The organism is Corynebacterium sp. HMSC073H12, assembly GCF_001837775.1.
GTDB lineage: Bacteria > Actinomycetota > Actinomycetes > Mycobacteriales > Mycobacteriaceae > Corynebacterium > Corynebacterium amycolatum.
On record NZ_KV834038.1, the window covers coordinates 285,191 to 303,824 of the forward strand.

General features: G+C 57.9%; 21 protein-coding genes. 9 read left to right on the forward strand and 12 right to left on the reverse strand.

Features of this window, described 5'->3' with window-relative positions; translation table 11 throughout:
* The first annotated feature begins 2 nt into the window (after nt 1-2).
* Complete coding sequence (locus HMPREF2708_RS07930; RefSeq protein ID WP_070833791.1) at nt 3-1,478, forward strand: NAD(P)(+) transhydrogenase (Re/Si-specific) subunit beta; 1,476 nt, start codon at nt 3-5, stop codon at nt 1,476-1,478.
* 48 nt (nt 1,479-1,526) lie between these two features.
* On the opposite strand, the gene HMPREF2708_RS07935 is transcribed toward HMPREF2708_RS07930, so the two are convergent.
* The 5 genes from HMPREF2708_RS07935 to HMPREF2708_RS07955 form a co-directional block, all read right to left on the reverse strand.
* Nucleotides 1,527-1,994: a GNAT family N-acetyltransferase gene (locus HMPREF2708_RS07935; RefSeq protein WP_070833792.1), complete on the reverse strand. Its 468-nt coding sequence runs from the start codon at nt 1,992-1,994 to the stop codon at nt 1,527-1,529.
* 87 nt (nt 1,995-2,081) lie between these two features.
* Entirely contained in the window at nt 2,082-2,966 is an 885-nt protein-coding gene (locus tag HMPREF2708_RS07940) for a 5-oxoprolinase subunit C family protein (protein WP_070833793.1), read from the reverse strand.
* Nucleotides 2,967-2,984: 18 nt separating this feature from the next.
* A complete protein-coding gene (locus HMPREF2708_RS07945; protein WP_070833794.1) occupies nt 2,985-3,638 on the reverse strand; it encodes a 5-oxoprolinase subunit B family protein in 654 nt (217 codons plus the stop codon).
* Nucleotides 3,639-3,709: 71 nt separating this feature from the next.
* Nucleotides 3,710-4,483 carry a LamB/YcsF family protein gene (locus HMPREF2708_RS07950; RefSeq protein WP_070833795.1) on the reverse strand — a complete coding sequence of 258 codons (774 nt, stop codon included), beginning with the start codon at nt 4,481-4,483 and terminating at the stop codon, nt 3,710-3,712.
* An 89-nt stretch (nt 4,484-4,572) separates the two neighbouring features.
* On the reverse strand, nt 4,573-5,784 hold the full coding sequence (locus tag HMPREF2708_RS07955) for an NRAMP family divalent metal transporter (protein ID WP_070833796.1): 1,212 nt from the start codon (nt 5,782-5,784) through the stop codon (nt 4,573-4,575).
* Between the two features lie 148 nt (nt 5,785-5,932).
* Here HMPREF2708_RS07955 and HMPREF2708_RS07960 point away from each other — a divergent pair, with 148 nt between their 5' ends.
* Together HMPREF2708_RS07960 and HMPREF2708_RS07965 are read left to right on the forward strand one after the other, a co-directional pair.
* Nucleotides 5,933-6,619, forward strand: a complete 687-nt coding sequence (locus HMPREF2708_RS07960; protein WP_070833926.1) for a GntR family transcriptional regulator — start codon at nt 5,933-5,935, stop codon at nt 6,617-6,619.
* 30 nt (nt 6,620-6,649) lie between these two features.
* The gene (locus tag HMPREF2708_RS07965) at nt 6,650-7,615 is read left to right on the forward strand and encodes a quinone oxidoreductase family protein (protein WP_246840386.1); all 966 of its coding nucleotides are present in this window, start codon (nt 6,650-6,652) and stop codon (nt 7,613-7,615) included.
* A gap of 13 nt (nt 7,616-7,628) precedes the next feature.
* Here HMPREF2708_RS07965 and HMPREF2708_RS07970 read toward each other — a convergent pair whose 3' ends face one another.
* From HMPREF2708_RS07970 to HMPREF2708_RS08000, 7 genes are read right to left on the reverse strand one after another with little or no spacing between them, the layout of a single operon-like run.
* On the reverse strand, nt 7,629-8,150 hold the full coding sequence (locus HMPREF2708_RS07970) for a hypothetical protein (protein ID WP_070833798.1): 522 nt from the start codon (nt 8,148-8,150) through the stop codon (nt 7,629-7,631).
* Complete coding sequence (locus HMPREF2708_RS07975; protein ID WP_141762934.1) at nt 8,147-8,590, reverse strand: hypothetical protein; 444 nt, start codon at nt 8,588-8,590, stop codon at nt 8,147-8,149. The genes HMPREF2708_RS07970 and HMPREF2708_RS07975 overlap by 4 nt, the downstream gene beginning before the upstream one ends.
* Entirely contained in the window at nt 8,557-9,249 is a 693-nt protein-coding gene (locus tag HMPREF2708_RS07980) for a metal-dependent transcriptional regulator (RefSeq protein ID WP_070833800.1), read from the reverse strand. The genes HMPREF2708_RS07975 and HMPREF2708_RS07980 overlap by 34 nt, the downstream gene beginning before the upstream one ends.
* Before the next feature lie 3 nt (nt 9,250-9,252).
* Nucleotides 9,253-10,071, reverse strand: coding sequence for a metal ABC transporter permease (locus HMPREF2708_RS07985; protein WP_070833801.1), 819 nt, complete (start codon nt 10,069-10,071; stop codon nt 9,253-9,255).
* The gene (locus HMPREF2708_RS07990) at nt 10,064-10,894 is read right to left on the reverse strand and encodes a metal ABC transporter permease (protein WP_070833802.1); all 831 of its coding nucleotides are present in this window, start codon (nt 10,892-10,894) and stop codon (nt 10,064-10,066) included. The genes HMPREF2708_RS07985 and HMPREF2708_RS07990 overlap by 8 nt, the downstream gene beginning before the upstream one ends.
* Nucleotides 10,884-11,552 carry a metal ABC transporter ATP-binding protein gene (locus HMPREF2708_RS07995; RefSeq protein ID WP_070833803.1) on the reverse strand — a complete coding sequence of 223 codons (669 nt, stop codon included), beginning with the start codon at nt 11,550-11,552 and terminating at the stop codon, nt 10,884-10,886. The genes HMPREF2708_RS07990 and HMPREF2708_RS07995 overlap by 11 nt, the downstream gene beginning before the upstream one ends.
* A 23-nt stretch (nt 11,553-11,575) precedes the next feature.
* Nucleotides 11,576-12,706 carry a metal ABC transporter substrate-binding protein gene (locus HMPREF2708_RS08000; protein WP_070833804.1) on the reverse strand — a complete coding sequence of 377 codons (1,131 nt, stop codon included), beginning with the start codon at nt 12,704-12,706 and terminating at the stop codon, nt 11,576-11,578.
* 275 nt (nt 12,707-12,981) lie between these two features.
* On the opposite strand from HMPREF2708_RS08000, the gene arsC reads away from it, so the two are divergent.
* The 6 genes from arsC (at nt 12,982) to HMPREF2708_RS08030 (ending at nt 18,523) form a co-directional block, all read left to right on the forward strand.
* A complete protein-coding gene (gene arsC / locus HMPREF2708_RS08005) occupies nt 12,982-13,326 on the forward strand; it encodes an arsenate reductase (glutaredoxin) (RefSeq protein WP_070833805.1) in 345 nt (114 codons plus the stop codon).
* Nucleotides 13,327-13,593: 267 nt separating this feature from the next.
* Nucleotides 13,594-15,924, forward strand: coding sequence for a carbon starvation CstA family protein (locus HMPREF2708_RS08010; RefSeq protein WP_070833806.1), 2,331 nt, complete (start codon nt 13,594-13,596; stop codon nt 15,922-15,924).
* Nucleotides 15,925-15,938: 14 nt separating this feature from the next.
* The gene (locus tag HMPREF2708_RS08015; protein WP_070833927.1) at nt 15,939-16,118 is read left to right on the forward strand and encodes a YbdD/YjiX family protein; all 180 of its coding nucleotides are present in this window, start codon (nt 15,939-15,941) and stop codon (nt 16,116-16,118) included.
* Between the two features lie 141 nt (nt 16,119-16,259).
* Nucleotides 16,260-16,427 (forward strand): antitoxin, encoded by a 168-nt coding sequence (locus HMPREF2708_RS08020; RefSeq protein WP_083321911.1) that lies wholly within the window; start codon nt 16,260-16,262, stop codon nt 16,425-16,427.
* 141 nt (nt 16,428-16,568) lie between these two features.
* Nucleotides 16,569-17,666, forward strand: coding sequence for a FecCD family ABC transporter permease (locus HMPREF2708_RS08025; RefSeq protein ID WP_246840387.1), 1,098 nt, complete (start codon nt 16,569-16,571; stop codon nt 17,664-17,666).
* A complete protein-coding gene (locus HMPREF2708_RS08030) occupies nt 17,663-18,523 on the forward strand; it encodes an ABC transporter ATP-binding protein (RefSeq protein WP_070833809.1) in 861 nt (286 codons plus the stop codon). The genes HMPREF2708_RS08025 and HMPREF2708_RS08030 overlap by 4 nt, the downstream gene beginning before the upstream one ends.
* Nucleotides 18,524-18,634: the final 111 nt, after the last annotated feature.

The following is an 18,634-nucleotide window of genomic DNA, read 5'->3' on the forward strand; positions in this document are numbered from 1 at the left end:
TAATGGCTAGCATTGATACTGCTTCGCTTCTGGACTGGACCTACCGCCTGTCCAACGTCGGCTACATTGTCGCCGCTGTCCTGTTCCTCGCTGCCCTCTCGGGTCTATCCAAGCCAGAGACCGCTCGCCGCGGTAACTCCTTCGGTATTGCCGGTATGGCCGTAGCCGTTGTCATCGCCATCTTCCAGGCACTCGTCACCGCTGACACCAAGCCGGATTCTCACTTCTCCCCGCTGATTACCCTGATTCTCATCGCTGTCGCTATCGGCATCGGCGGTGTCATTGGCATCACCCGCGCCCGCAGTGTCGCCATGACGGGTATGCCTCAGCTCATCGCACTGTTCAACGGCTTGGTCGGACTCGGTGCAATTTTTATTGGCTTCAACTCCTACATCTTTGCTGAGGATGTCACCGCCGATGCCCAGAAGTTCCACTTGGGTGAGGTCTACATTGGCGTCTTCATCGGCGCTGTGACCTTCACTGGCTCCATCGTCGCAGGTCTGAAGCTGTCTGAGAAGATCAAGGGCTCGCCACTGCTGCTGCCGGGCCGCAATGCTCTGAACATTGCCATTCTGATGGTCACTCTGGTTCTCCTGGCTGTCTTCATCGCAACCGGCACCGAGGGCGGCACCATCGCATGGGCATGCATGGTTGCTGTGACTGCTTTGGGCCTGTTCTTGGGCTGGCACCTGGTCATCGCCATCGGTGGCGGCGACATGCCGGTTGTCGTGTCCATCATGAACTCGTACTCCGGTTGGGCCGCTGCTTTCACCGGTCTCATGCTTGGCAACCCGCTGCTCATCATCACTGGTGCGCTGGTTGGTTCCTCCGGCGCCTACCTGTCGTACATCATGTGTGAGGCCATGAACCGCTCCTTTGCCAACGTTATTCTGGGTGGCTTTGGCTCCGAAGCTACGTCGGCAAGCGCTGTGGAAGGCTCCCATACTGAGGTCAACCACGAGGACACTGCAGAAATCCTGCGCAACGCGGATAAGATTCTCATTGCTCCGGGCTACGGTATGGCTGTGGCACAGGCTCAGTACGCCGTTGCTGACCTGGTCCGTAACCTGCGTGCCGACGGTAAGGAAGTGGTCTTCGGTATCCACCCAGTCGCTGGCCGCCTGCCGGGTCACATGAACGTGCTGTTGGCAGAGGCCAAGGTCCCATACGACATCGTGCTGGAACTTGACGAGGTCAACGATGACTTCGCCGATGTGGATGTCACCCTGGTCATCGGCGCCAATGACACCGTCAACCCGATGGCAGAACAGCCGGGGTCCCCGATTGCCGGTATGCCGGTGCTGAAGGTCTGGGAATCTGAGCGCGTGATTGTGCTGAAGCGTTCGATGGGTTCAGGTTACTCGGGCGTGCAGAACCCGCTGTTCTTCAACGAAAACACCGACATGCTTATCGGCGATGCGAAGGCCAGCGTCGACTCTCTGAACCGCATCCTGGCGGATTCGAAGGTCAACGCTTAAACCCGAAGTAAGCAACACCGTACAAACCGGAGCCTGGGCGATTAATTCCTAGGCTTCGCCACTACCTGCATCACTCACCATGGTGATGTGCTCGATGCCGGCTTCCATGAAGGTCTCCCCGACCTCATGGAAGCCGGCTTTTGCGTACACAGCCTTCGCCTGTGTCTGGGCATGCAGAACCAGCCCCGTATCCGAATGGTCAGCGATGACCTGCTGCAGCAGTTTCGAGGACAACCCCCGACCTCGGCTCGCAGCATCAACGACAACTCGGCCGATGGTGCGCGGGTAGCTCGACGAGTACTCATCGAGCGTGTCAATTACACGCAAGTAGGCAATAATCTTGCGGGAGTCATTGTCGTCGCGGATGAAATAGTGCTCTGCGGTATCTTCCAGGTCGCGCCAATCCATTTCCGGCTCGGCACAGGACTGCTCGAGGTAGAACACATCGGTGCGTAGCGCGGAGATGGCATAAACATCCGTCGCGCTGAGTTGGGAAAAGGAGGCGTGTTCAATCATGGTGGCTGATTTTACTGCGAAGAGCTGTGCGACTCTGACAGCTAACAGACGCTGTGGGGCACCATAGCGCAGAATGAAGCCGCAGACCTATGCCGCCCGCACCCGGCGGAATTTTACCTTCGCACCGGGTACCAATTGCCCGGCTCTCGACAATGACTGCTCCGTCAGCACACCAATGACCGGATATCCACCCGTCGCCGGATGATCAGGACCGAAAATAATCGGCTGCCCCGATGCGGGCACTTGTATCGCACCGGGAACCATTCCCTCGCTTGCCAATTCATGGGTGACCTGGCGCTCAAGAGTAGTCCCACTCAGCCGAAGTCCGACGCGGTTGGCCTCTTGCGTCACGGTCCATGTCTCGTGAAAGAAATCACTGACACTTTCCGACGTAAACCAGTCCGCCCGAGGCCCAGGGACAACATCAAGACGGGCAGCCTCGCTCGACCAATGAGGAGCGGGATAAATTGCGATTGACGACCCCGTCGAATACTCCGGGTCGCCGACCTGCAAGACCTGACCAGCCTGCAAAGGCGCTGGACCGAGCTTGCCGAGCGTATCGTATGACCGCGACCCCAGCACTTCCGCGACATCGATGCCCCCTCGAATCGCGACATATCCACGAAGACCTGCATCGAAGGTACCAAGCCGTACAGTTGCCTTCTCCCCGACCACAATTCGGCTATTCATCGAGGTCTTGATGACCTTGCCATCCTGTTCGACAGTCACCTCACCGTGGGCTCCTGCAAAGGAGATGATTGCTCCCTCCGCTACTTGGAACTCCAACCCGCCGACGACGCATTCGAGCACAGCGAGGCTTTCTTCGTTGACAACCATCCGGTTAGCAGCTGCCGCGGACTCGCGGTCGAACGCACCGGAGGTACTCACCCCCAAGCTCCCTTGCCCAGCACGGCCCCAATCCTGAATAGTCGTCAAAATACCGGGTCGAATAATCTCGATAGAATTCTTCATCTCTTCCGCACCCTTTTTCTACGCCGCACTCACCGTAGAAGTCGCCTCAAATTGAACCTCAGCCCCGGGCTCAAGCAGCGCCGGATTGGGCCGATTTAAGTCCCACATCTCCACATCTGTATGCCCCAAGAGCTGCCAGCCACCGGGCGAATCGATGGGATACACACCTGCGAACTGGCCCGCAAGTCCGACAGAGCCCTTGGGAACTCGAGTGCGCGGCGTCGCAAGGCGGGGAATATCAAGCGGCTCTGGCCATCCCTGACCGCTCCCCCGCACCATGTAATAAAAGCCCGGAGCGAATCCACCGAACGCGGCCGTCCAAGGGCGCTCGCAGTGCCAATCAATTAACGCTTGGGGGCTCATCCCAAGGCTTTGTGCCAAGGACTCAAGGTCCGCGCCGTCATAGTGAACGGGAATCGTCACTGTCTTTCGCTTGTCGACGGTCTGCCTCTGCGTATTGTTGCCCCGCAGCGCGGTTTCGACTGCGCCAAGGTAACGACGAGCCGGTCCGCGAAAGCGAAGTAGGAGCGTTTGGGCTGCAGGTACCCTGTCAACGAGTCCCTCGATCTCGGCCGCAGCAGAGTGTGCACGAAGTACCTTCGCCAACGGATTGGCCGATGATGAATAGTCGATAAGCAGCGCATTTGTTCCCATAGGGCGAATCTCGGCCATGGCGGTGCTGATCCTTTCTTTCTTGCGGGGTTGAAAAACTGCGGTCAATAAGACCGGTGTGCGAGTCCGCGCTATACGTGGGCAGCGACGGTGACTCCGGCGTCGACGAGCCCTTGGCGAATCATACGGGAGAGTTCGACCGCGCCAGGGGTGTCTCCGTGCAAACAAATAGAGTTAGCCTGCACGGTCAACGGTGAACCGTCGTAGGCGGCGATTGGTTCCCCACTAGCCATTGCAATGACGCGTTTGACGACGGCATCGGGTTCTACAATGACCGAGCCCTCGAGTGCTCGGGACACCAGAGTTCCGTCGGAGTTGTATGCGCGGTCTGCAAAAGCTTCCCGAATCACAGGGAGGTCCGCGTCGAGGCTGAGTCGTTCGATGACCGACCCCGGCTGCGCCATAATGGCAAGCCCATCTCCGCAGGTGGAGCGAGCGAGCAGGAGCGCCTCCACCACTGCAGCGGCCTGATTTTCATCCACTGCGATGCGGTTGTAGAGGGCTCCGTGGGGCTTGACGTAGGAAACTTCGGTACCCGCCGCCCGTGCACATGCCGAAAGGGCACCAATTTGATAGATGGTTTCGGCTCGCAATTCTCGATGTGAGTAATCCATGCGTCGTCGTCCGAACCCGGCGAGATCGCGGTAGGCGACGTGCGCGCCGATGCGAATTCCGCGTGCGGCAGCTGCCTCACAGGTCTCCATCATGACGCGAGCGTCACCCGCGTGATGCCCGCAGGCAATATTCGCACTGGTCACAATGTCCAGCAGAGCGATATCATCACCCATCTTCCATGAGCCGAAAGCTTCCCCAAGATCAGAGTTGAGATCGATAGTGGCGCCCATAAACGTCGCCGCTCCTTCCAGGTAGTAATGCTGGTCTTTGTACCGTTGTTATGTTGGTTCTCATCTGCACTGTGCGAGAAACCGGGTGATTAGCCGAGCATTTCAAACACACCGCCGAACGAACGCCACGCCAAGAACCAGGCGACTGCGACACCCAAGATTCCGATAGCCGCCAACCACTTCGGGTACTTGTAGCCATTCATGAGGTCCGCACGGAACAGCGCGATGTAAATCAACACAGTGACGCCAATTGGTAGAACCAAACCGTTGAAGGCTCCGGCGAAAACCAACAGTGTCGCTGGAGCCGTACCGATGACACCGAAAAGCAGCGTGGAGATTGCAATTAGGACAATGGTGATCGTGTTTTGAGTCTTGGCTCCTGCACCCGAGGAACGAGTCAAAAACGTTGCCGAGGTGTAGCTGGCGCCCACAATCGACGAGATTCCCGCAGCCCACAGGACAACACCAAAGAAGCGCATACCCCAATCTCCTGCCGCAGCTTGGAATGCCTCCGCAGCGGGGTTTCCATCCGTATTGAGGACCACGCCACCAGCGACTACTCCCAAAACAGCTAGGAAAAGGAGAAAACGCATGATGGCCGTGACGATGATGCTCGTCACAGATGAGCGAGTGGTCTGCGCGAGGTTGTCTACACCGCCGGCACCAGCGTCAAGCATGCGGTGAGCGCCAGCGTATGTAATGTAACCGCCAACAGTGCCTCCGACCAGCGTGATGATTGCCAGCAAGTCAATCGTGTCGGGCATGACCGTGTTTTTCAGCGCTTCCCCTACTGGTGGGTTAGAACTGAACGCCACAATTCCAGTGACCAGAATCATCACTACACCGAGCACGACGAGTGCCTTGTCCAGCGCCATACCCGCCCGCCGGGAGAGAAAGAAGCCAATGGCGAGGATTGCAGTAACAATGCCGCCGATCTTTGCGTCCACGCCCAACATCGCGTTCGCACCAAGTCCAGCACCGCCGACGTTGCCAATATTGAAGACCACACCACCGATGACAATGAGAATTGACATAAGCCAGCCCAACCCCGGAAGCACGGCGTTGCCGAGCTCCTGCGCGCGGCGTCCAGAGACAGCAATCACTCGCCACACGTTGAGCTGAATCGCAATATCAAGAAGCACCGAGATCAAAATGGCAAAGGCGAAAGCCGCGCCAAGCTTGGCCGTAAAGGTTGCGGTCTGGGTGAGGAAACCCGGCCCGATAGCACTGGTCGCCATCAGGAATACAGCGCCGAGGAGTGCCGTTCGACGCGCCTTGTGGGCAGATGTTGAAGCGTCCATAGCGTAAGGCCTTTCCCTACAAGTCAGACGATTCCCACGTTGAAGGATTCCTACGTTGAAAATCGTCTGCACCGAGATTGTTGAACAATGTCTCGTATGTTAATTGGTGATGGCCGCCACACAAAAGTGCTTTAGTAGTCTGTATTACATGACTACCCCCGGAAACATCCTCGACGATCAGACCCACACGTCCTCTGGGGAAAAACAACATGACGTTTCAGTAGCGGATGTCACCGCAACTGTCCTGCGCCGAGAGATTCTCGCCGGAAAGCACTACAGCGGCGAGCAGCTCCGTGAAACCCAACTTGCTGCGCGACTGCAGGTCAGTCGCAACACCATCCGACAGGCGTACCGGAAGCTGGAATCTGAGGGGCTACTCACTCATATCCCTCATCACGGCGTTTTTATCGCTTCCTTCGACAAAGAACGCATCCGCGAGCTGTATGCTTTTCGCCATGTCGCCGAATGCGGAACACTGCGGTCGCTAAGCAAGAGCCAAGCAAAGCTCCTCGGCGAAGAGATTCTTTCTATTTGTGGTTCGCAGTCATCATTGAACCTTCCCGAACGGAATAATGCCTTTCACCTCGCCATCGTCAGAGCTTCCGGGTCCCCCGACCTGTTAGCCACCGCCGAATCAATTCAGGCCCAACTCCGTCTTTGCTTCCTCTCCTACCCCCAAAGCATCGAACTCCATGCCCGATACGCCGATCGCCACATCAGTATCGCCAAAGTTCTCATCGAGGACACCCCACACCACGCCGCCGACCTCCTCAGCGCCTACCTCAATGAGTCGTTCGGCGCCGTCACCGCTGCCCTCCCGCTTGCCGACCGTTGATAATTAGCAGCTAGGACTACAGTGATGGACATGGCAGCAAATTCAGGCAACGCATACGCAATGACCATTACGGAATTTGGCCCCGCTGACATTTTCACCAGGACACCTATCGAGCCTGCGGAGCCGGGCCCCGGCGAAATCCTAGTTAAAACCACAGCAATCGGCGCAAACCCGCTGGACTACAAGATGCGCGATGGATCTTCCGGCCTGTGCGCAAAGTTCACCCCTCCCGCGGTGCTCGGACGCGAAGCCGCTGGCGAAGTCGTTGCCGTCGGCGAAGGCGTGGACAACCTCGCCCCCGGCGACCGTGTCTTCGGCATGCGCAGCTTCGACGACTTCCGCGGCACCTACGCAACGCACAACGTCTTCCCCGCCGACGGTGTGGTCCGAACGCCCGATTCGCTTGACGACGTTACCGCTGCGGGCCTTGCCCTAGTGGGAATCACGGCGACCGTGGCTGTCGAGCAGCTTGCAAAGGTAAAAAGCGGGGACACCGTACTCATCCATGGTGCCGGTGGCGGTGTTGGCCAGCTGATGACGCAACTTGCGGTTGCCCGTGGCGCAACTGTGTTGGCCAGCGCGTCGTCACGCCATCATGAAAAACTAGTGGGCTTTGGTGCGCAGCACATTGATTACACAGCGGAAGATGTATTCGAGGCTGTGCGACAACAGTTCCCCGAGGGCGTGGACGTTGTCCTTGACGGCGTGTATTTCGACACTTTCCTGCCCTCACTGGATGTGTTGGCATCGGATGGTCGGATTGTGGCGCTGCCTTCGCTGGCCGATTTAACACCGACGAAGGAACGCGGCATTGAGGCACACATTCCGGCTATTTCGAATGACACGACCATTTATGCCGACCTGGCCGACCGCGTAGTTGCCGGTGAGATTTCACTTCCTATCGGCCTGACTAAGAATCTCACCGAGGTCGCGGAGGTCCACCGAGTATTAGAAGACGGGCACGCTGACGGCAAGATCGTGATGACCGTCGAGTAATTCAAGTGCGTTACTACAGCTCGCGACGAGCGTTCTGATACGTCTTCGTCAGCGAGCACCACAGCTCGTCGGCATCAGAGATGGCGTCCAGCAGCTCCCGGTTAGTCATAGTTTCGCGCTGCTCGCGCAGTCGGTTGTTTAGCTTTCGAGCACGAGAGAGCTCACCGCGTAGCTCGATGAGCTCCGGCGTAGCCTCACCGGAGGCAAATACATCTTTGTAGATGGTGCCGACACCCATTGTGGTGTTCACGTTGTCCCAGGCAGAGAGGATTGCGGTGAGCTGGTACTCGGTGTCCATGGCAACCTGCTGCAGCTCAGCGTGATTACGCTCGGCGAGCTCGTGCGCCTCAGCGCTGCGGCGCACACCGGCCCACGCCTGGTATGCAATGAGAATCGCAAGCACCAAGCCCGCAACTGGCAATGCATATTGCAGAATCCACAGCGTGACACCGAAGAGCTGAATAATCAGGCCGAAGAAGAAAAATACGACAATGACCGTCACGCACCCGTTGTCGGAGCCTGAGCGTTTACTCATCGCGGCGTCACCTCCGCCGCAGCATTCAAAATCGCATCGGCCCCCAGGTGGCTGGCGTAGCCAAGTCCGACGGCTGCTGCCAAAAGGAGTATTGCCAGCAACGTATAGACGATTGCCTCTTTGACGGTGCTAGTGACCGCAATGCGCTGCTCTTCGTAGTCCAGCAGTGCCCGCATGTCTTTGGTCGAGGCATTCAAGCGGCGTTCAAGATCAGCCATGTGTTCCTGCTGCTCAGCAGGCGAGATAGCGATGGCATTGAGTGGCACATCAAAGCTCTCGACACTGGCATATGCCTGCCGACGAGCACTCTTCACGCTGTCGAACGAAACTGACGGTGCGGGTGGCACTTTAGTTGGCCCAGTGAGATTCCGCGACACCTTATAGTAAGAGCGCGCTGCGGCTCTGGTCAGTTCGTTGTTGGAGTCGCCTTGATTGCCCATAGTGCCGAGTCTGCCACATGAATTTTCTTTGGCTCGGCATCGTCCACCTCATCGAGGATGGCAAAGACATGCATGCCTGCATATGGTGCGGCTTCGGCTCGGAGCACGGTTCCCGGACCTACCCCTGAGGTCGCCAAATAGCGCAGCAGTTCAGGGTCGGAGTCGTTAATGCGATCGACTACTACCCTCTCGCCAGCCTCGATATCCGTCAAATCGGTGCGCACTGCGCTGGCGATGGTACCGCTTGCGCTGGGAATTGGATCGCCATGCGGATCGCGCTCAGGAAATCCCAGCATTGCATCAATGCGACTAATGAAATCATCCGAGACCGCATGTTCAAGCTTTTCGGCTTCCTCGTGAACCTCATCCCAGGTGTATCCCAGAGTCGAGACCAAGAAGCTCTCAATCAGCCGGTGGCGACGCACCATGATCAGCGCAATGTCTCGCCCACGGTCCGACAGGCTAATGCCCCGGTACGGCTCGTGGTTGACAAGGCCACGTGCAGCTAGCTTCTTTACAGCCTCGCTGGCGGTGGGCTTCTTTTCGCCCATCCGCTCAGCGACGTCGCCAAGTGCCACTTTTTCACCGGTGCGCTCGTGCAAATCCCAAATGACCTTGAGGTAGTCCTGGGTCTTTGCTGGTAAATCCTCCACGTGCATTCTTCAAACTCTAGCGCTATTGCGTGTTGACGCAATCTTGAGGGGGACATAGAAACAGCCGGCGCATACACCAATGCAGCCACCAACTGACAGATTCGCCGCCACCGCAATGAATAGCCCCACCAGGCCAATCGCGATACCCATCAATGGCGCCAACACGAATAGCCAACGGGTATCGTTCACTACCCCAACAAGCGCAGCTGCCGGGGCAGCTAGCAGCGCGATGGATAGAATCGTGCCGACAGCCGGAATCAGCGCCACCAGAGTCAACACAATCAGCCCGCTGATGACCAGCTGTGCTTTTCTCCTCGAATGCGCGACTCTGAAAGACTCCGGGTCGAAGGTGAAGTAAATCAGCTGGCGCCACCGAGCCACCAGCACCAACGCCACCAGCAGCAAGAGCCCACCCGACAGCGCAATATCAATCTTGTTCACGTTAAGTACGCTGCCGACCAGGAAACTCTCAACCTTCACCGGCAACGGGGCGAACCACTTATTCAGGAAGTAGCCCAGTGCGAACCCGAATGTCAGCACAATTCCCGCCGCCGAGGACGTCGTTCCCACCTTTGACAGACCGAACAGTGCCCCAATCGGAATACACATCAGAAATGCTCCGATAAAGAGGAACACCGAAATCCACGAGTGGCTCAGGCCGAGCGCCGCCGCAATAACAACACCCACAACCGCGCCGGGAAAAGTCGCATGTGTAATCGCTTCCGCGAAGAACACTTGTTTTCCCAGCACCGCGAGTACCCCGACTACTCCAGCCAGAGCTCCTACCAGTATCAGTTCGATAATTGGCAAAATCAGGATGCTAGACACGGTCGCCTCCCATCACGGCGCGCAGTCCCAGTGCCACGAAATACAGTCCCACCGAGGTCAGCGCGACGACTGCCTGAGGCGACACCGGCCCCAGAGGCACCAGTGCCAAACCCACGATTCCACTGAGGCAGCCCACTGCAATCGCAATCGGCACCATCACATGCACTCGACGTGTCAGCAGTCTCGCCGCCGCTCCCGGCACGACCAGATATCCGACTACCAGCAGCACGCCCACTGCGCTTGCCGACGACACCACGACCGCAGCAATCGCCGCATTAATGGTGAGGTCGATGCCCCACACATTGACGCCTGCGGCTTTGGCACCGAAGCGATCAAAGGCAACAAACACCTGCTGGCGCCAGGTCACTGCGATAAGAGCCAAGGCGATGGCGCAGACAATCAGGGCGCTGGTGAGACGGGAGTCAGTGACTTCCAGCAGTCGCCCGAACATGAGCGCTTCCAGCTGTCCTGACTGGTCACCTTTCTTCAGTGAAAGGATCACACCGATGGAAAAGAAGCTGGTCAGTACAACGGCCACTCCGGCTTCCGACATGTGCGAGCGTGATACCAAGGTCAGTGCCACTGCCACTACCACCGCAAACGCCGTGGCCACCGGAATAATCATGTCGATGCCGCCGAATACGGCACCGGCCACAATTCCGGGAAAAATCGAATGCACCATGGCCTCGGCATTGAACTCGAGGCCACGCAGGTTCACGATGACACCGACCAGGCCAGAGACCGCCCCGAGGGCAATCAGCAGCACCAGCGGTCTGAACATGAAAGGCGCTACCCCAAGCGCATTCGCAAGCTCAGTCCACATAGGCTGGCACCAACTTCGAGGTCACACCAAAAGCCGGCTGCTCCGCCACGATTAATGTGTTTTCGCAGGTCTCCTCAGCAAGAACAAGATCATGGGTGGCTGCGATAATCGCCGTGCCAATTTCCTTCAGTTCGTTGAGAAGGTTCAGCAGCATCGCCCGATTTTCAGTGTCGAGGCCGTTGAACGGCTCGTCGAGAAGCACGAGTTGCGGACGTGCGACGATGGCGCGAGCCAACAGGATGCGTTGCTGCTGACCACCGGAGAGGTTGCCGAAGCGTTCGCTGGCGCGGTCGGCAAGTCCGACTTTGGCTAGCGCTGCGTGGATGCGTTCTTTGCGGTGTCCAAGCGGTTGGAAAGGGCGCAGTTCGTGCAGCACCCCCATGGCGACGACATCGAAAGCCGTGACCGGAAAAGTGCAATCGAGGTCTGCCGACTGCGGGACGTAGGACACAATCTTCGCGTTGTTGTGCATCTCACCAGCGAGAAGACGAGTCCCACCCAGGATTCCGCGCAGCACAGTCGTTTTTCCAGAGCCATTGGCGCCGATGAGTGCAAGCCCGGTACCCGGCGTGACGCTGGCGGTGATGTGACTGACGATGGGTACCGCCGTGTAGCCGAATGAGGCATCGCGGAGCGTGACTATGGGGTCAGCAGACATGGGGTTAGCTAAGCGGTTACGGCTCACTTGATGCCCTCTGGCAGCGGCGCGACAGTTCCGTCCCATGCCGTCACGACCTGAGTGACGTTGTGGATGATGGAACCGATGTAGGTCTCGCCGGCACTGCCAGCCGGACCAAGGGAGTCACCGTAGAGTGCGTCCTCACCAACAATGGCCTTGACACCTGCGGCCTTGGCGATCGCCTCAATTGACTTAGAGTTGTTCGAGTTCTCCGCAAACAGCGCGGTTGCACCCGAGTCCTTCACGGTCTTTGCCGCCTCGGCGATATGCGCGGCCGTGGCATCCTGCTGCTCGTTGAAATCAGACAGCGCCGCGCCGATGAAGTTGATATTGAACTCGTGGGAGAAGTATCCAAAGGCATCGTGGCTGGTAAACAGCACAGGGTCCGGCACGGTGGCGATGGACTTATTTGCCCACTCATCCAGCTGATTCAGCTTCTCCTGGTAGGCCGCAACGTGGTCGGCGATGGTGGACTTCAGCTCATTGTCGCCACGTTCCTCAGCGACCTGTTCCAGGGCGTATCCGATGTTGGCAACCTGTACCTTGGCATTCTTCGGCGAGGTCCATACATGCGGATCGAAGCGGAATTCCGCCTCCTCACCGGGTTCTTCCGGCGGGAATGGCCATGGGGCGACATCAATCTTTTCCACGCCTCGGTCAATGGTGTAGTTACCATTCTTCGCCTTCTCTGGTGGCAGCGGCTTGGTTTTGTCCGTGTCCTTGGCTGCCTTCATGGCATCTACGTCACCTGCAGTGAGAACGCCACTGGTTACTGCCATCGTTCCCGAAAAGCCCGAGGACTCAATCGCCTGGTCCAGGAAGTGCTCCAGGTCAACACCGTTGACGAACAAGAGATCCGCGTTACCGGTCTTGGTCAGCTGCTCATGGGTCATTTCCAGCTCATGTGCTGTTGCATTCGGTGCCAACAGGCAGGTCAGATCCACTTCATCGATGTCCAGCTGCTTCACGTAATCACAAATCTGCGTCGTGGAAGCCACGACGTTGATTGGGTTCTCGCCGCTGGCTCCCTCACTGCCATCGCCACACGCTGCAAGGCCAGCGCCCGCTAGCAAGATCGAAAGGCCCGCACACATGGACTTAGCTGATCGCGAAAGCTTTCCGGAAATTGTCATGTTGGTGTCCGCTCTTGATTGTTTGTTACTGCTTTACGACGGCTACGCTGACCGGCCGCTTCAGTAAAGCTGGTCACCTTAGGGGCGGTTGGGACGCACTTCGCCGTTCATCTTTCACGTGTGAGAGTAAACCTAACGACATAGATTTTCAACCCATTGAACTTAAGTGTTTTTGGCATTACATTTTTTAAAGATAAACAGTGAACAGGATCTAACCGCAGGCGGTTTCACCGCAGCGCTAACCTTCACACCACAACATCAGCCATGATGGAGGCATGGAAGCGAAGATTTATCACAACCCCCGCTGCTCAAAGTCCCGCCAGGCTCTCGCAGTACTGCGCGAAGCCGGAATCGAACCGGAAATCATCAAGTACCTGGACACTCCCCCAACTAAGGCCGAGCTGCGCTCGCTAATTAAGGCGGCCGGCCTGAATGTCGTCGATGCTGTGCGCACGAAGGAAGCGGAGTTCAAGGAACTCGGGCTTTCCAGGGATTCCAGTGACGATGAACTCCTGGACGCAATGGTCGCGCACCCACGCCTGATTGAGCGCCCGTTTGTTGTCACTGACAAGGGTGTCCGCATGGCGCGTCCTACCGAGGCAATTGAAGAAATTTTGTAGTCAGTGTTAGTCGCCCCCTTCGGGGGTTCTATACTTACCACTAAACCAAAGTTAAATTTCTCTAATAATTGCTGCCCACCCACTGAGTTCAACCTGATCAGCGCGGTGCATTTGCGTTTCACCACCCTTTGGCGCAAACACACGCATTATTTCGTTTTTGGTTGATTCCCCGCTCGGACCGTCGGCAAACAGCCCCACCCCTCGCGTTTTTCGACACTCAGCGTCGGAACCGACCGCATTTTTACATGCTTTTAGCTAAGGGGTGCCATGCCAGCGCAAGAACTCAATGCCTCTGCAACCACCATCGCAGAGCGCCCGGGCGTCGAATTGCTCGCGCCAGCAAAAGACCTACCGCCGGTCGGATATGTCGACCGGCGTCCAATGCCCTGGTCGAAGCGGCTGATTTTTGCCGCCATCGCAATTGTCGCGACCATCGGCTGGGCAATGATTGCCCTCAATCGCGGCGAGACCGTTAACGCGACCTGGCTCGTGCTAGCCGCAGTGGGAACCTACATCATCGGCTACCGCTTCTACGGACGCCTCATTGAGTACAAGGTCATTCGCCCACGCGATGACCGCGCCACTCCCGCTGAACGCTATAACGACGGCCAAAACTTCATGCCGACCGACCGCCGCGTACTCTTCGGCCACCACTTCGCCGCCATTGCCGGCGCCGGCCCACTAGTCGGACCAATCATGGCAGCTCAGATGGGCTACCTGCCGGGCACAATCTGGATTGTGTTCGGTGCGGTGTTTGCGGGAGCCGTGCAGGACTACATGGTGCTGGCTATTTCCACGCGCCGCAAGGGTCGGTCGCTCGGTCAGATGATTAACGACGAGATGGGTAAAGTCGGTGGCATTTTCGCGATTGTCGGCATTTTGGTCATTATGACCATCCTGATTGCGGTGCTCGGCGTCGTCATTATCAACGCACTTGCTGAGTCTCCGTGGGGCGTGTTCTCCATCACGATGACCATCCCAATCGCCATCTTCATGGGGCTCTACCTGCGCTACATTCGTCCCGGGCGGGTCTCTGAGGTCTCCATCATCGGCGTCGCTCTTCTAATGCTGGCCATCATCGCCGGTGGTTGGGTCAACGCCGATCCGACCTGGCATGACATCTTCCTGTGGGACAAGACCACCCTGGCCTGGGCACTGATTGGCTACGGATTCGTCGCCTCTGTCCTGCCGGTATGGCTGCTGCTGGCCCCACGCGACTACCTGTCGACGTTCATGAAAATCGGTGTCATTGGCCTGCTGGCCGTCAGCATTGTGCTGGTCAGCCCGAGCATTCAGATGCCAGCAGTCACCAAATTCGCACTGGACGGCACCGGCCCGGCGTTTGCCGGCGAACTGTTCCCGTTCCTGTTCATCACCATCGCCTGCGGCGCCTTGTCCGGTTTCCATTCACTGGTCTCCTCGGGTACCACTCCGAAGCTAGTGGAAAAGGAATCCCAGATGCGCATGATCGGCTACGGCGGCATGATCATGGAGTCCTTCGTGGCCGTGATGGCAATGTGCGCGGCGGTCATTATCGACCAGCACCTCTACTTCGCCATGAATGCCTCTGCCGCCCTGACCGGTGGTGCCGCTGACACTGCAGCAACCTACGTCAACAGCCTGGGCCTGAACTCTCCGGATATTGACGCCACAGCGCTCACCGCCGCAGCACAGTCCGTCGGGGAGAACTCCATCGTCTCCCGCACCGGCGGTGCCCCGACGCTTGCATTCGGCATGTCGGAGATTCTGGCCGAGCTCTTCGGCGGCGATGCCCTCAAGGCCTTCTGGTACCACTTCGCCATCATGTTTGAGGCCCTTTTCATTCTCACCACCATCGACGCTGGCACTCGTGTCGCCCGCTTCATGCTTGGCGACGCCATCGGTAACATCCCCGGCTTGACCAAGTTCCGCGATGCGTCGTGGACCACCGGCAACCTGATTACCTCGGCTGTCGTCTGCCTCGGCTGGGGTTCTATCCTGGTCATGGGCGTCACCGACCCGCTGGGCGGCATCAACATGCTGTTCCCACTGTTCGGTATTGCAAACCAGCTACTGGCGGCGATGGCATTGACGCTGATCACGGTGGTCGTCGTAAAGCATGGCTTGATCAAGTGGGCATGGATTCCGGGCCTGCCGTTGGCATGGGATCTCATTATCACCATGACCGCGTCGTGGCAGAAAATCTTCCACGATGACCCTGCGATTGGCTACTGGGCACTACACAATGCTTTCAAGGATGCGAGGGCGCAGGGACTGACTGAGTTCAAGACGGCCAAGACAGCTGAGGACATCGATGCCGTTGTCCGCAACACCGCCGTACAGGGAACGCTCTCTGTAGTGTTCGCGGCCGTGACGCTGATGGTTGTATTTGCGGGCGTCGCAACAATTGTGAAGGCCCTGCAAAATGGTGCTGCTTCTGGCAAAGACGTCGGAACAAGTGCTGAGCCCTACGTTGCTTCCCGTTACTTCGCTCCGATTGGTTTTGTGCGCACGGATACTGAGAAGGAAATTGAGTCCGCGTGGACCGAGATCCCCGACGACGACCCTAGGCGCTTCCAGGAGACCGCCCACTCACACGCTCATGTTGGGGGACGCTGATGATTGCGCAAGCACTGAAGCCATTTAAGGCCATTGCTTGGTATTTCGGCGAGCTCATGGGCGACCATGACTACCAGAAATACTGCGATCACCTGCGCATTCATCACCCAGATCAGCCCATCCCCAGTGAGCGCGAATTCTGGCGACGTCGACACGCTGATGCGGAGGCGAATCCACAGTCGCGGTGTTGCTAATCGGACTGCCGATTGGACCCATGAGGACGCCGATTGGATCCGTGACGACAGTACGGTCGCAAGGTCGCCAATTCATCGGTACACTCTATGTCACAAACGAAAAATCGCGAGTAGACATTACGAATGGAAGGAGTCTTCACCATGGGACTTATGGACAAGGCCAAGGACGCACTGAACAACGAAGAGAACACCGACAAGGTTCTGGACAAGGCTGAGCAGCTGGGCAAGGACAAGCTCGGCGAGGACAAGGCCGACCAGGTCAAGAAGGCTCGCGACTTGGCAGACGAGCGCCTGGGCGACGAGAAGTAAGCTACAGCGCTCTTCACCCCGCATTAGCACCCCACTTTCACAGGGGAGCTGGTGCGGGGTTTTGCTGTACTTAGGAGAGCGCGCAGCCCCACCGACACTCCTTTATTGACAATAGTTTTCAAATTGTCCATCATTAACCAAATGAAAACTATTGTCGATAGAGCTTCTCTTCCGCGTACTCGAAAACAAAAACTTCGAGCCCGGCTCTTCGGCTTTCTATTTTTCCTGGCCGTCCCCACCACAATCCTCCTGGCGATCTCCATCGGCCCCGCGGGAACAGGTTTCAGCAACGGCATCGTCGCACTGCTCACCCCGCTCATCAATACGCTTTCCGACGACCTCCCAGCTCTCAACCACCTTCTGCCAGAGATATCCCCTGCTACGCAATCACTTGTCTGGAGCATTCGGCTGCCCCGTGTCCTGTTGGCGGGGCTGGTCGGTGCCTCGCTCGCTGTCGCAGGCGCAACCATGCAGGCAGTCTTTCGCAATCCACTGGCCGAACCCGGTGTTACCGGTGTCTCCTCAGGTGCAGCAGTGGTAGCCGTTATTCTCATCGTCACTGGCGTGGCCGCGAAAGCGCCGTGGGTCCTCTCGGCAGGCGCATTCATAGGCGCGTTGCTGGCTGTCATATTTGTCCAGATCGTCGCCGGTCTCAATGGCGGCAGCGGAGCCACCCTGTTGCTCGTCGGTATTGCGCTCAACGCGTTCCTCGGCGCAGTCATCTCCGCCACCATCGCGAACGCGCCACACAGTGATGACGCTCAACAGGCCATGTTCTGGCTCAACGGCGATTTAACTGCTGCCAATTGGCAAGACATTGCGCTGGCAGTCGGCCCCATTACCGTCGGCACGGTTATCCTGCTGATGCTCATTCCCGAACTCAACCTGCTCCTCCTCGGCGAAGAACAGGCCGCTGCCACTGGTATGCGCACAGTCTGGATCCGGCAACTGCTACTCGCCCTGGCTGCTTTAGTCACGGCAGCGGGCGTCGCTGTCACTGGCGTTATTTCCTTTGTCGGATTGGTCGTCCCGCACCTGATTCGCCTTGCCATCGGCCCCGATCACCGCAGCCTGCTGCCCATATCTATGTGCCTCGGCGCAGTATTTCTCATTCTCGCCGACCTCGTCGCCCGCAGTCTCTTTTCCCCAGTTGCTCTGCAAACTGGCACAGTCACCGCGTTCCTTGGCGCACCTGCGCTACTCGCGTTGATTCTTCGGCAAGGTGGTCGCCGGTCATGAGTCAGCAGACGCAAAATCTCACCGACTACGTCACTAAGCCAGACACCGACAGCACCGCGCTACTGCGGGCTACCGATCTCAGTGTCGGTTACCGCAATCGGACCGTCGTAAGTGGCGTGAACCTTGCTATTCGACCTGGCGAAGTCCACGGCATCATCGGCTCCAACGGCACCGGAAAATCCTCCTTGCTCCGTGCTATGGCTGGCATTGTGACACCGAGTTCGGGGCAGGTTGAGCTCCTCGGCGCACCGCTGACGAAGCTTCGTACCCACGAACGCGCCACTCGATTGGCGTACCTGCCGCAACACACACCGGCCGATGCTGCTATTGACGTTCGAACTGTCGTGGCACTCGGCAGGTACGCGCACCACCGTCGGCGTGACCGTTTCCGCAGCTCACTAAACTCCACGGACCACGACATCGTCGCCTACGCTCTCGACCGCGTTGGTGTCACCGCACTCGCCGACCGCCCTATCACGGCTCTGTCCGGCGGGCAGCGGCAATTGGTGTTCATCGCAAAGCTATTGGCACAACAGGCCAAGGTCATGCTTTTCGACGAACCCACTGCGGCCTTGGACATCGGGTTTCAGCTGGAAATCCTCGAGCTCCTCGGCGAGCTTGCCGACGAAGGCCACGGTATCGGAGTCGTCCTTCATGACCTCAACCTCGCGGCCCGCAGCTGCCACCGGCTCAGTGTGATTCACAACGGCGGATTGGAAGTCACTGGTTCCGCCGAAGCGGTGCTAACACCTCCCCGAATAGATGCGATTTATCGCATCTCCAGCGCTGTCGATACCGATCCACATACCGGTTCGGTGCGAGTGACGGCGTTGGCTCGGGCTCGCCCGGCTGACTGATTGCGGCTAACGGATTCAGACTGACTGATTCAGACTGACTGATTCCAGCTAGGGCTAACGCAACTGAAAACTTTCCCAACAATCAAAACTCAACACTCAAGGAAGTACTTT